Raw genomic sequence first — 11,891 nt, 5'->3', positions numbered from 1 at the left:
GGCGTTGCAGCGGGCGGCGCGCGGGCCTATCCTGAGGCCATGCCGAAGCAGTATTTCACACATGTCGAAACCTGGGTTTTCGACCTCGACAACACGCTTTACCCGCCCCGCGCGCGGCTTTTCGACCAGATCGAGGTGCGGATGACGCAGTTCGTGATGGACGCGCTGAAAGTGGGCCGGGCCGAAGCGGACCGTTTGCGGAAGCAATACTGGGCCGAGCATGGCACCACGCTGGCCGGGCTGATGCGGGTGCACGGGGTCGATCCGGGGCCCTACCTGACCCATGTGCACGACATCTCGCTCGATCATCTGGAGGCCGATGCCGACCTCAATTCCCATATCCGGAGCCTGCCGGGGCGCAAGATCGTCTATACCAACGGCACCGCGCCCTATGCGCAGAAAGTCGTGGAAAAGCGGGGGCTTGGCGGGGCGTTCGACGCGATTTACGGGGTCGAGCACGCGGGCTTTCACCCCAAGCCCGACCGGGCGGCGTTCGACGCGGTCTTCGCACTGGATGGCGTCATGACCGAAAAGGCCGCGATGTTCGAGGACGACCCCCGCAACCTGACCGAGCCGCACGCCATGGGCATGCGCACCGTCCACGTGGCCGAGGCGCCGCACGTGGCCGATCATATCCATCACCATACCGATGACCTCACCGGCTTCCTCGCGCGGCTGATCTGAGGGCGTGCCTGCGGCGAAACGCGCATTTCGCACGGGCGGAAAGAGCTTATCTGTGCCCCGGGACAAACGCGAAGATGGAGAGTGAAATGGCGTATCTCGAAACGGCGGACGCGGTGGACATTCAAGGCCATGCGCAGGAGAACGAAGGGCGGACGGTTGCCTTTGTCCTGCTGGGCCTGCTGCTTGTGCTGGCGGCCTGGGCCGCGGCGGTGGTAACATGGAGCCTGCCGGGGCTTTACATTCCGGCGGTGGCCATGGTGCCTGTCTGCATGTTGACCATCGTGCGGATCACGCTGGGCTAGCAGGGCAGGGCGAAAGGACGCAAACGGCATGGACGCGGATTTCCTGATCTCGGGCGGCGGTGTGGCCGGGCTTGCGGCGGCGGCGATCTTCGGCCGGGCCGGGTTCCGGGTGATCTGTGTCGATCCCGCCCCGCCGGTGACGGAGCGGGATGCGGACGGGTCGGATTTGCGGACCACGGCGTTCCTGCAGCCGGCGCAGGCGTTGCTTGAGGAGGCCGGGCTGTGGGCGCGGCTGGCGCCGCAGGCCGAGCCGTTGCAGGTGATGCGCATCGTCGATGCCGGGGGCGAGGTGGCCGAGCCGCGGATCGTCAAGGAATTCGACGCCGGGGATATTTCCGAGAAGCCGTTCGGGTGGAACCTGCCCAACTGGCTGCTCAGGCGGGAGATGGTGGCGCATCTGGAGGGGCTGGAAAGCGTGGAGTTCCGGCCCGGAACGGGGGTGGCGTCGGTCTTTACCCGCGAGGCCGAGGCGCGTGTTGGCCTGTCGGACGGAGCGCGGGTGCGCTGCCGGCTGGTGATCGCGGCGGACGGGCGGAACTCGCCGGTGCGCGAGGCGGCCGGCGTGCCGGTGAAGACCACGCGCTATGGCCAGAAGGCGCTGGCCTTCGCGGTGACGCATCCCATTCCGCATGGGAACGTGTCGACCGAGATTCACCGCTCGGGCGGGCCGTTCACGCTGGTGCCCCTGCCGGATTACGAGGGGCGGCCCTCCTCGGCCATCGTGTGGATGGAGGACGGGCCCGAGGCGGTGCGGCTGAAAGACCTGCCCGAGGCGGAGTTCGAGGCGGCGATGAACGAGCGGTCGTGCCTGATGTTCGGGCCGTTGAAACTGGCCTCGCGGCGGACGATCTGGCCGATCATCAGCCAGGTGGCGGAGCGGATGTCGGCCGAGCGGGTGGCGCTGGTGGCCGAGGCCGCGCATGTGGTGCCGCCGATCGGGGCGCAGGGCTTGAACATGAGCCTGGGCGACATGCGGGTGCTGCTGGAACTGGCGCAGGCGGCGCCGGAGCGGCTGGGCGACCGCGAGATGCTGGACGCGTATCACCGGCGGCGGCATCCGGAGGTGCGGCTGCGGGTGACGGGGATCGACATGCTGAACCGGGCGTCGATGGTGCATGCGCAGCCCTTGCGGGATGCACGCGCCATGGGGCTCAAAGCGATCTATTCGCTGGCGCCGGTGCGCAAGACGCTGATGCAGATCGGGCTGGGGGCGCGGGGCTGAGCCTGCGGGGCGGCATAGCGCTGCTGAAGGGGCATTGGCAGTTGCTGGTGCTGGTGGTGCTGATTGCCGTGCTGTGGCGGACGCCGGTGGTTATTCCCTTGAAAATACTCGTTGTTTTCCTGCACGAGCTGTCGCACGCGGTGGCGACGGTGCTGACCGGCGGGTCGGTGGTGGGAATGACGCTGGACCCGATGCAGGGCGGTTCGGTCACCTCGCGCGGGGGATGGCGGTTCGTGATCCTGAGCGCGGGCTACCTGGGGTCGTTGCTGATCGGGGTGGCGCTGTTCCTCGCGGCGGTGAAAACGCGGTGGGACAGGGTGATCCTCGGGGGCCTGGGCGTTGTGCTGCTGGCGGTGACGCTGCTGTACTTGCGGAGCCTTTTTGCCATCGGGTTCGGGGTGGTGACGGGCGTGCTGATGATCGGGGCGGCGAAGTACCTTCGGCGGGACGTGAGCGACCTTGTTTTGCGGGTGATCGGCCTGTCCAGCATGATCTACGTGCCGCTCGATATCTTCAGCGACACCATCGCGCGGTCGCACCTGCGGTCGGATGCCCGGATGATGGCGGAGGAGTTTGCCGGCCCCACCCTGTTCTGGGGCGGGGCGTGGCTTTTGCTGAGCCTCTGGGTGATCTGGCTCTGCCTGCGCCGGGGCTTGGGGCAGAGCAGCAATATCAAGTGGCGGTGAGTGGTCAGAGCACCTTGTCGATCACGGCCTGAAGGCGGGCTTTGGCGGCGTCGGTATCGTAGAGCTTGTCGAGGCCGAAGAGGCCGAGGCGGAAGGTCATGAAGCCCTCGGGTTCGTCGCAGGCCAGCGGCACGCCGGCGGCGATCTGCATGCCTTCCGCTGCGAATTTCTTGCCGTTCTGGATCTCGGGGTCGCTGGTGTAGCTGACCACCACGCCCGGCGCGCCGTAGCCCTCGGCGGCGACGGAGGTCACGCCCTTTTCGGCCAGCATGGCGCGGACGCCGTTGCCGAGACCCCATTGCGCCTGACGGAGCTTCTCGAAGCCGTACTCCTTGGTCTCGAGCATGGTGTCGCGGAAGGCGCGGAGGGCGTCGGTCGGCATGGTGGCGTGGTAGGCGTGGCCGCCACCCTCATAGGCCTGCATGATCTGGTGCCATTTCTTGAGGTCGATGGCGAAGCTGTTGGAGGTGGTTTTATCCAGCCGTTCCAGGGCCTTGTCGGAAAACATCACCAGCCCGGCGGAGGGAGAGGCGGACCAGCCCTTTTGCGGGGCGGAGATCAGGACGTCGACGCCGGTGGCCTCCATATCGATCCAGGCGCAGCCGGAGGCGATGCAGTCGAGCACCATCAGCGCGCCCACGTCATGGGCGGCCTCGGCCAGTTGAGTGATGTAGTCGTCGGGCAGGATGATGCCGGCGGAGGTTTCCACATGGGGGGCGAAGACGGCGTCCGGCTTGGCCTCGAGGATCTTGGCGGTGACCTCCTCGATCGGGGCCGGGGCGAAGGGGGATTGCGCGCCGTTGCCGGTCTGGCGGGCCATGCAAACGGTTGTTTCGGCGGTGAATTTGCCCATGTCGAAAATCTGCGACCAGCGGTAGGAGAACCAGCCGTTGCGCACGATCAGGGCGTGGGAGTCGGCGCCGAACTGGCGGGCGACGGCCTCCATCGCGTAGGTGCCGCCGCCGGGGATAATGGCGGTGGCGCGGGCGTTGTAGACCTCCTTCAGCATGCCGGAGATGTCGCGCATCACCTGCTGGAAGGATTGGCTCATGTGGTTGAGCGAGCGGTCGGTGAAGACGACGGAATATTCGAGCAGGCCGTCGGGGTCTACAGTGTCGAGAAGGGCGGTCATGGTCAGGCTCCTGTCGGGCAAGAGGGGTTTGGCGGGAGGCTTAGCAGAGGCGGCGGGCGGTCACATCCGAAAAAAGGCGGCAGGGCGGGTGCGGTTTTCGACAGCGGGCGCGGTGGGGCCGAAATCTTGAAAAGATTTCGGGCGATTTCTTTTCAAGAAATCGTGTCCGGACAGATAGTTAGCCGATGGGGCCGGGGCGGCGTTCCTCGGAGAGCATGACGTTGGCTTCGACATCGCCCACGCCCGGCAGCATCATGATCCGGCGGCGCAGGACGCGTTCGAAATCGGAGATGTCGCGGGCCACCACGCGCAGGCGGTAGTCGTAGAGGCCGAGGATGTGCTCGACCGTCTGGACCTCGGGGATGGCCGAGACGGCGCGTTCGAAATCGTCGATGCTGACCCGGCCCTTGGTGGCGAGTTTCACGCCGAGGAAGACGGTGACGCCGAAGCCCAGCTGGTCATGGTCGAGATCGAGGCGCTGGCCCTTGATGACGCCGCTGTCGTAGAGGCGGCGGATGCGGCGCCATGTGGCGGGCTGGGACAGGCCCAGCTTGCGGCCCAGCGTGCTGGCCGGTTGGGTGGCGTCCTGGACCAGTTCGCGCAGGAGGCGGCGGTCGATGGTGTCGAGCTCGATCATAGGGGCAGGATTTCGTCGGTCTTGATGCGGGCCACGTGCATCAGACCCTCGATATCGGCGATATGGGGCAGGGAGAGGATCGCGGTGCGGTAGAGGTCCTGGTAATGGGCCATGTCGCGGGCGATGACGGACAGGCGCAGGTCGACACGGCCGAGGAAGGTCTGGATTTCCACGACCTCGGGCACCTCGCGCGCGGCGGCGAGGAATGCGTCAAACGCGCGCGGCTCGGATTTTTCGAGCGTGACGCGCAAGCTGACCTCGACCTCGTATCCCAGCGCGCGCCAGTCGATCACCGCGCGGTTGGCGCGGATGATGCCAGCCCCCTTCATCCGGTCGAGCCGGCGGGCGCAGGTGGCAGGCGTGACGCCCGAGGCCTCGGCCAGGTCGGCCACGGGCTGGGCCGCGTCGTGCTGGTAATGGCGCAGGATGCGCCGGTCGATGTCGTCGAGCATGAAAATTCACGTATCCGGGTTAACGGAGAATGAATACCACGTGGTTTTTCGAAAAGCACGGGTAAATGATGTGATTTTCCACGCTGACCGGCAGAGAGTGCGGCGAGAGTGTTAAAGGAGACTGAACCATGCGTGTCTATTACGATCGCGATTGCGACATCAACCTGATCAAGGACAAGAAGGTGGCCATCCTGGGCTATGGCAGCCAGGGCCATGCCCACGCGCTGAACCTGCGTGACAGCGGGGCCAAGAACGTGGTCGTCGCGCTGCGCGAAGGCTCGGCCTCGGCCAAGAAGGCCGAAGGCGAGGGGCTGAAGGTGATGGGCATCGCCGAGGCTGCCGCGTGGTGCGACCTGATGATGTTCACCATGCCCGACGAGCTTCAGGCGGAGACGTGGAACAAGTACGTCAAGGACAACATCAAGCCGGGCGCGGCGATTGCCTTCGCCCACGGCCTGAACGTGCATTTCGGCCTGATCGAGGCGCCCGACAGCGTTGACGTGATCATGATGGCGCCGAAGGGCCCGGGCCACACGGTGCGCGGCGAATACGTCAAGGGCGGCGGCGTGCCCTGCCTCGTGGCGGTGCACAATGACGCGTCGGGCAAGGCGCTGGAAATCGGCCTCAGCTATTGCTCGGCCATCGGTGGCGGGCGCTCGGGCATCATCGAGACCGATTTCAAGGAAGAGTGCGAGACCGACCTCTTCGGCGAGCAGGCGGTTCTGTGCGGCGGCCTGGTCGAGCTGATCCGGATGGGGTTTGAGACGCTGGTCGAGGCGGGTTACGCGCCCGAGATGGCCTATTTCGAGTGCCTGCACGAGGTGAAGCTGATCGTCGACCTGATCTACGAGGGCGGCATCGCGAACATGAACTACTCGATCTCGAACACGGCCGAGTATGGCGAGTATGTCAGCGGCCCGCGCATCCTGCCCTATGACGAGACCAAGGCGCGGATGAAGGCGGTTCTGGACGATATCCAGCAGGGCCGGTTCGTGCGCGACTGGATGAGCGAATGTTCGGTCGGCCAGCCGTCGTTCAAGGCGATCCGCCGGAACAACGACGCCCACCAGATCGAGGCCGTGGGCGAGACGCTGCGCGGCATGATGCCGTGGATTTCCGCCGGCAAGATGGTGGACAATGCGAAGAACTGAGGGCTATGCCTTTCACGAGCAGAGGGGCGCCCTTGCCGGGCGCCCCTTTTTCATTCCGGGACAGGTGAGACCATGCAGGATATCAGGCCGGTCAACTGGCTTCGGATCGTCGTTCTGGCGGCGATCTGGGGGGCGTCGTTCATGTCGGTTTCCGTGGCGCTGGAAGGCGTCGGGCCGCTGACGGTGGTGGCCGTGCGGCTGGGGCTGGGGGCGGCGTTCCTGGTGGTGCTGTCCTTTGCGCTGGGGCACGGGTTGCCGCCGGTCAGGGGGCGGCCGGCGGGGCGGATCTGGGCCTTCGTGCTGGCGATGGCGGTGTTTTCCAATGCGTTGCCGTTCCTGTTGCTGAGCTGGGGGCAGCAGGTGGTGGCCTCGGGGTTTGCCGGGGTCTGCATGGCCGTGGTGCCGCTCTTGGTGTTGCCGCTGGCGCATGTGTTCGTGCCCGGCGAGGTGATGAGCCTGCGGCGGCTCATCGGGTTCTGTATCGGGACGGCGGGGGTGGTCGTGCTGATCGGGCCGGGGGCGTTCGCGTCGACGGGGGAGAGTTTCGAGAGCCTGGCAAAGCTCGCCTGCGTGGGGGCGGCGTGCTGTTACGCGATCGGGGGCATCTTCACGCGGCTCTGCCCGGCGGTGGACCTGCTGGCGCTGGCGGCGGCGGTTCTGCTGGTGGCGGCGGTGCTGTTCGCGCCGGTGGCCTTGTATGTCGAGGGGTGGCCGACGGATGTGCCGGGGTTGAGCCTGGCGGCGCTGCTGTATCTCGGGCTGTTGCCGACGGGAGTGGCGCAGATCCTGTTGGTGATGGTGATTAGGGATGCGGGGCCGGTGTTCCTCGGCCTCGTGAATTACCAGGTGCCGGTGTGGTCGGTGATCTTCGGCGTGGTGCTGCTGGCCGAGCCGCTGCCGCCGAGCCTGCTGTTGGCGATGGCGTTGATCCTCGCCGGCGTGGCGCTGAGCCAGTGGGGGGCGCTGAGCCGGTTGTTCCGGCGTTAGGGGAGGCGGCCGAGGGTCGCGGCCTGCCAGAGGCGGAGGGCCTCGGCCGTTTCGCGGACGTCGTGGATGCGGAGGAGTTGCACGCCCTGTGCCACGCCCGCCAGCGCCACGGCGACGGAGCCGGGGGCGCGGTGGCGGGCCGACTCGGAGCCGCCGATGGTGCCGATGAAGCGTTTGCGCGAGGCGCCGAGGAGGACGGCGCAGCCCAGCCCGTGGAAGAGGGCGAGGTTCTGCAGGAGCGTCAGGTTGTGCTCGAGCGTCTTGCCGAAGCCGATGCCGGGGTCGACGATGATGCGCGAACGCGGGATGCCGAGGGTTTCGAGCGCGGTGACGCGGGCGGCGAGGTGGTCGTAGACGTCGAGCGCCACATTGTCGTAGCGGGGGTCCTTCTGCATGATGTCGGGCGTGCCCTGGGCGTGCATGACGCAGACGGGCAGGTTTTTCTCGGCGCAGTAGGGGGCGAGGGCCGGGTCGAAGGTGAAGCCCGCCACGTCGTTGACGAGGTCGGCGCCGTCTTCATGGGCGGCGCGGGCGACGGGGGCCTTGCGGGTGTCGATGGAGATGGGCGTGGCCATCTCGGCCCTTATGGCGCCGATCACCGGGGCGGTGCGGCGGATTTCCTCTTCGATTTCGACTTCGGTGGCGCCGGGGCGGGTGGATTCCCCGCCGATGTCGAGGATGTCGGCGCCTTGGTCGACCATCGTCCGGGCATGGGCGAGGGCGGCGTCGGGGGAGAAGTGCTCGCCCCCGTCGGAGAAGCTGTCGGGGGTGACGTTGAGGATGCCCATGAGGCGGGGCGTGTCGAAGCCGAGCCCGGCGATCGGGGGGCGGGGTTTGGTCAGGTTTTCAAGGGCGTCGGCGGGGATGTCGGCCGCGGGGAGGAGGCGGGAGGGGGCGTCGCGGTGCAGGGCCTCGACGGTGTCGAACCAGGCCCAGCCGCCGGCGAGGGGGAAGGCGCCGGTGGGGCGGGCGCGGTCGGTGTTGGGGATGGGGCGGTAGTAGGTCATGGGGGGCTTTTTCGGGCGTGGTGTGCGCCCCGGGCCTGACCCGGGGCCTCTGTGTGTGGTTCTGGTCGGTGCGAGGCCCCGGCTCGGGGGCCGGGGCGGGGAGTTTTGTGGGTCGGGGCCCCGGATCACGTCCGGGGCGGGTATCGTTACAGCCCCGACTGGGCGATGTCCTGCACCAGCACGGGGACGGGCGGGTTGGCGGGGGGTGTTTCGCCGATGAGCAGCAGGTCGGAGGCGTCGATATGGCCGGCGAACCACGAGGCGAGCGCGACCGGATCGTCGGGGCCGGTGGTGGGGCCGTCGACCGCGTCGAGGACGATCTTCGAGGGGGCCCAGACGCTGATCTGGCCGTTTTTCATGGCCCAGTCGAGCTCGGTCCGGCTGCCCACGACGACGCAGCGGTCGTCGCGCCCCGCAAGGACCCAGGCGTTCTGTTCCAGCGCCAGCAGGTCGACGCGGCGCTGGGTCATGCGGTGGCCGGTCTGCGGGGCGGGCGTGTCGGCGTGGCCGACGCAGAGGATCACCGGCTCGGCGCGGGCCTGGAGCTGGTCGAGCCAGCGGGCGAGGTTGGGCGAGCGGATGGCGGCGTTGGTGAGGTAGACCACGTGGGGGTGCGGCGCGGTGTCGGGATGGGGGGTGACCGGCTTGGTCTTGAGGTCCGAGACGGAGCGGACGATCTCGACGCCGAGGGCGCCCGGGCCGCGGTCGAGCTTCTCGATGCGGACGAAGGTGCGCACCGCCTGCGGCTCCCACAGGATGCGCTCGGCGATGCGCTCGGCCAGTGTTTCAAGGAGGTTCAAGCGTTCCTCGGCCAGCGCGGCGTGGATCGCCTCGGTCACCTTGTCGTAGCTGAGGATGCGGTCGACATCGTCGTCGATCGGGTCGGTGAGGGGGCGCACCTCGACCACGACGTTGAAGGCGACGCGCTGGGTGGTGCCGCGCTCGGACTGGAAGGCGCCGATCTCGACCTCGACCACGTGATCGCGGACGGAAATGCGGTCGAGCGGGCCGTCGGGCGCAGTGGCGTCGGCGCGGGCCGAGGGGTGGGCAAGGCGAGGCGGATCTCGTTGGACATGGGGTGTCCTCTGGCAGGGTCGGTGAGGCGGGAGATAGCATGGGGGGCGGCGGATGGGGAGGGGCGAATGCGACGGGGCGGGAGGCGGAGGCGGCAGGTGGAGGCGATTCGAAGGTTAACGGCGTTGTTTTGAAGGGAAGGGGACGTCGGTATCACGTCGGTATTTCGTCGGTATCGCGTCGGTTTCGGGGTCTGTGAAGCGGTTGGTTGATGTGGCGTTCCGGGCGCAACAGGCGAGATGTTGTGTGGCGCGCAACGGGGGGTGGGGCCGGGCGGCGGCCGACCGCGGGTGGGCGAGGCGTTTATTGGGGCGTCTGCGCGGAACAAAGGGCTTCAGCCCGCCGCGCATCGACGGGCCGCCCCGTCGCACCGGAGGTGCGCCGCTCATGTACGGCACGCCTCCGGCGTGACGGCACGGCGATTTGGCGGGTGGAGTGGCACGCTCGCAGGTTTGATGTGCTTGGCAGGTATAAACTGCCTGCCACTCCCGTTGGTTCGCCGCACCACGGCCCGTCGATGCGCGGCTTCGCACCGGGGGTGGCCGCGCGGCGTACGGCGCGAGATGCTGCGGACGGAGGCGAAGAAGCCACGCCTCGTCACACCCGCCGATCACGCTATGCTATGCTGCAGACAACGCCACGCAACACACCGGGAGGTTCCCACATGACGACCAGACGCAATTTCCTCATTGGCAGCGCTGCCGCCGGAACGGTCACGGTTCTGCCGACGCTCGGGTTTGCGGCCGAGGACGGGACGAGCCTGTATTTCATGGACGGCAAGCTGACGATCCACCCGATCTCGCACGCGTCCTTCGTGATGGAGACGGCGGCGGGGGTGATCTATGTCGATCCGGTGGGCGAGGCCGCGGCCTATGAGGACCTGCCCGAGCCGGATCTCATTCTCGTCACGCACCGGCACGGCGACCATTTCAGCGCCGACCTGCTGGGGGTTCTGCCGAAAGCGCCGATCCTGACCAACGCGGATGTCCTCGGCATGATGCCGGAGGACATGCAGACACGGGCCAACGTGATCGACGCGGGCGACAGCACCGAGAAGATGGGCGTGGGGATCGAGGCGGTGCCGGCCTACAACCTCACCGAGGGGCGGCTGGATTTCCACCCCAGGGCGCGGGGCGATCTCGGCTTCGTGCTGACGCTGGACGGGGCCCGCGTGTATATCTCGGGCGATACCGAGGGCACCGAGGAGATGCGGGCGCTGGAGGATATCGACCTTGCCTTCGTGTGCATGAACCTGCCCTTCACGATGACGGCGGAGCAGGCGGCGGAGGCGGTCGCGGCCTTCGCGCCGGGGTTCGTGGTGCCCTATCACTATCGCGGCCGCGATGGCGGCACGCAGGACCCGGAGGCCTTTGCCAAGATGCTGGAAGAGGCGGGGGCCGAGACCGAGGTCACGATCTATGACTGGTATCACGGGGAGTTGGGTTAGGCGGTGAGGTGCATTCCCCCGGTACGGCTTGGCACTTGCCCGGAACAAGGCCGAAGGCCGCCGGGCTATCGGCGATTGCAGGCAATCGCCTGCCGCAAGTGAATTGCGGCGCAACTCACGACAGGCGAGCGCCGGCCCGTACCGACGGGCAGGCGCTTTGGCGGATGTGCCGTGACGTTCTTAGGGACGATGTACTTGGCGACATAAAGTGCCTTCCACCACCGTTGCAGCGCCTCCCCACGGGCCGGCGCTCGCCCGGCGGGGCAAAGGTAGGGCGGTTCAGGCACGATGACGGCGTTTGACCCGGCGCCTCTTGCGGCGCGAGGTCCCGGCTCGGAGCCGGGACGGGGGGCGGTGCGTTGGCATACGACGCCGGCTGCCTGCGGACCGGTGCCGGAAAAAGGGAACGCCCGCCCCGGTGAGGGGGCGGGCGTTCGCTGTGGTCGGAAAGGTCCGAAGCGGCTTACTTGCCGCCGAGCTTGAACGAGACCCGCAGCAGCGCCTGGAACGTATCCGGCGAGACGGTGTAGGGCACGTCGTATTGCATGACCGTGCTGTCGAACTCGGCCCAGCGGGCCTCGGCACCGACATGGATCCGGTCAGTCACGGCGTATTCGAGGCCGAGGCCGTAGGTCCAGCCGTCGATACCGCTCGAGTCCGCGAAGCGCGTCGCGGCGTTCTGGGTGTAGCCCGAGTATTCCATATGGGCGTAACCGGCCGTGGCGTAGACCAGCGTGCGGTCGAAGGTCACGCCGGCGCGGGCGCGCACCGTGGCCATCGAATCCATCCCGGCGTTACAGTTGAAGGCCGGGTTGAAGCACGGCACCGTGCTCGACATGTCGGCCGAGCCAGTCCGCTTCGACACCGAACAGGAAACGGTTGCTGAACTGGTAGTCGTAGCCGATGAAGACGCCGTAGACGGCATCGTCGGAGTTCGGCTGGATCAGGTTGGCGGCGTTCGAGTTCGGCTCGAGCTCGCCGTATCCGACCATGGCGCCGCCATGGAAGCCTGTCCAGTCATGTGCCGATTGTGCCTCGGCCGCCTGGCCGAGGAAGAGCCCTGAAACCAGGGCAATTGCGGTATTCGTTATTCCTTTGAGCATATCAATA

At 67.4% G+C, this 11,891-nt stretch carries 13 protein-coding genes and 1 pseudogene; 7 read left to right on the top strand and 7 right to left on the bottom strand.

Going from position 1 to position 11,891, the window contains the following annotated elements:
* Window positions 1-39: 39 nt before the first annotated feature.
* The 4 genes from RLN94_RS20605 (at window position 40) to RLN94_RS20590 (ending at window position 2,894) form a co-directional block, all read left to right on the top strand.
* A complete protein-coding gene (locus tag RLN94_RS20605; protein ID WP_350125547.1) occupies window positions 40-684 on the top strand; it encodes a pyrimidine 5'-nucleotidase in 645 nt (214 codons plus the stop codon).
* Between the two features lie 86 nt (window positions 685-770).
* Entirely contained in the window at window positions 771-986 is a 216-nt protein-coding gene (locus RLN94_RS20600; RefSeq protein WP_350125544.1) for a hypothetical protein, read from the top strand.
* A gap of 28 nt (window positions 987-1,014) precedes the next feature.
* A complete protein-coding gene (locus RLN94_RS20595; protein WP_350125541.1) occupies window positions 1,015-2,208 on the top strand; it encodes a UbiH/UbiF family hydroxylase in 1,194 nt (397 codons plus the stop codon).
* Between the two features lie 47 nt (window positions 2,209-2,255).
* Window positions 2,256-2,894, top strand: a complete 639-nt coding sequence (locus RLN94_RS20590) for a M50 family metallopeptidase (RefSeq protein ID WP_350125621.1) — start codon at window positions 2,256-2,258, stop codon at window positions 2,892-2,894.
* A gap of 4 nt (window positions 2,895-2,898) precedes the next feature.
* On the opposite strand, the gene RLN94_RS20585 is transcribed toward RLN94_RS20590, so the two are convergent.
* From RLN94_RS20585 to RLN94_RS20575, 3 genes are all read right to left on the bottom strand, one after another.
* Window positions 2,899-4,026 carry an aminotransferase class V-fold PLP-dependent enzyme gene (locus tag RLN94_RS20585; protein WP_350125538.1) on the bottom strand — a complete coding sequence of 376 codons (1,128 nt, stop codon included), beginning with the start codon at window positions 4,024-4,026 and terminating at the stop codon, window positions 2,899-2,901.
* A gap of 178 nt (window positions 4,027-4,204) precedes the next feature.
* Window positions 4,205-4,663, bottom strand: coding sequence for an Lrp/AsnC family transcriptional regulator (locus tag RLN94_RS20580; RefSeq protein WP_350125535.1), 459 nt, complete (start codon window positions 4,661-4,663; stop codon window positions 4,205-4,207).
* On the bottom strand, window positions 4,660-5,115 hold the full coding sequence (locus RLN94_RS20575; RefSeq protein ID WP_350125532.1) for an Lrp/AsnC family transcriptional regulator: 456 nt from the start codon (window positions 5,113-5,115) through the stop codon (window positions 4,660-4,662). Before RLN94_RS20575 ends, RLN94_RS20580 begins: the two co-directional genes overlap by 4 nt.
* Window positions 5,116-5,243: 128 nt before the next feature.
* Here RLN94_RS20575 and ilvC point away from each other — a divergent pair, with 128 nt between their 5' ends.
* Complete coding sequence (gene ilvC, locus RLN94_RS20570; protein ID WP_350169524.1) at window positions 5,244-6,266, top strand: ketol-acid reductoisomerase; 1,023 nt, start codon at window positions 5,244-5,246, stop codon at window positions 6,264-6,266.
* A gap of 72 nt (window positions 6,267-6,338) precedes the next feature.
* The gene (locus tag RLN94_RS20565) at window positions 6,339-7,253 is read left to right on the top strand and encodes a DMT family transporter (protein ID WP_350125527.1); all 915 of its coding nucleotides are present in this window, start codon (window positions 6,339-6,341) and stop codon (window positions 7,251-7,253) included.
* Here RLN94_RS20565 and folP read toward each other — a convergent pair.
* On the bottom strand, window positions 7,250-8,260 hold the full coding sequence (gene folP / locus RLN94_RS20560; protein WP_350125525.1) for a dihydropteroate synthase: 1,011 nt from the start codon (window positions 8,258-8,260) through the stop codon (window positions 7,250-7,252). The genes RLN94_RS20565 and folP overlap by 4 nt on opposite strands.
* Window positions 8,261-8,406: 146 nt before the next feature.
* Window positions 8,407-9,335 (bottom strand): annotated as a pseudogene (locus RLN94_RS20555) (dihydroneopterin aldolase).
* A 663-nt stretch (window positions 9,336-9,998) separates the two neighbouring features.
* Between RLN94_RS20555 and RLN94_RS20550 the strand changes: the two are divergent.
* Window positions 9,999-10,781 carry an MBL fold metallo-hydrolase gene (locus RLN94_RS20550; RefSeq protein ID WP_350125519.1) on the top strand — a complete coding sequence of 261 codons (783 nt, stop codon included), beginning with the start codon at window positions 9,999-10,001 and terminating at the stop codon, window positions 10,779-10,781.
* A gap of 463 nt (window positions 10,782-11,244) precedes the next feature.
* Here RLN94_RS20550 and RLN94_RS20545 read toward each other — a convergent pair whose 3' ends face one another.
* Both RLN94_RS20545 and RLN94_RS20540 read right to left on the bottom strand, forming a co-directional pair.
* Window positions 11,245-11,559 carry an outer membrane protein gene (locus tag RLN94_RS20545; protein ID WP_350125516.1) on the bottom strand — a complete coding sequence of 105 codons (315 nt, stop codon included), beginning with the start codon at window positions 11,557-11,559 and terminating at the stop codon, window positions 11,245-11,247.
* Between the two features lie 16 nt (window positions 11,560-11,575).
* Window positions 11,576-11,884 carry a hypothetical protein gene (locus tag RLN94_RS20540; RefSeq protein ID WP_350125513.1) on the bottom strand — a complete coding sequence of 103 codons (309 nt, stop codon included), beginning with the start codon at window positions 11,882-11,884 and terminating at the stop codon, window positions 11,576-11,578.
* Window positions 11,885-11,891: the final 7 nt, after the last annotated feature.

Source organism: Roseovarius sp., assembly GCF_040223625.1.
In the GTDB taxonomy this organism is placed as follows: domain Bacteria; phylum Pseudomonadota; class Alphaproteobacteria; order Rhodobacterales; family Rhodobacteraceae; genus Roseovarius.
This window is presented reverse-complemented; position numbering and strand designations above follow the sequence as displayed.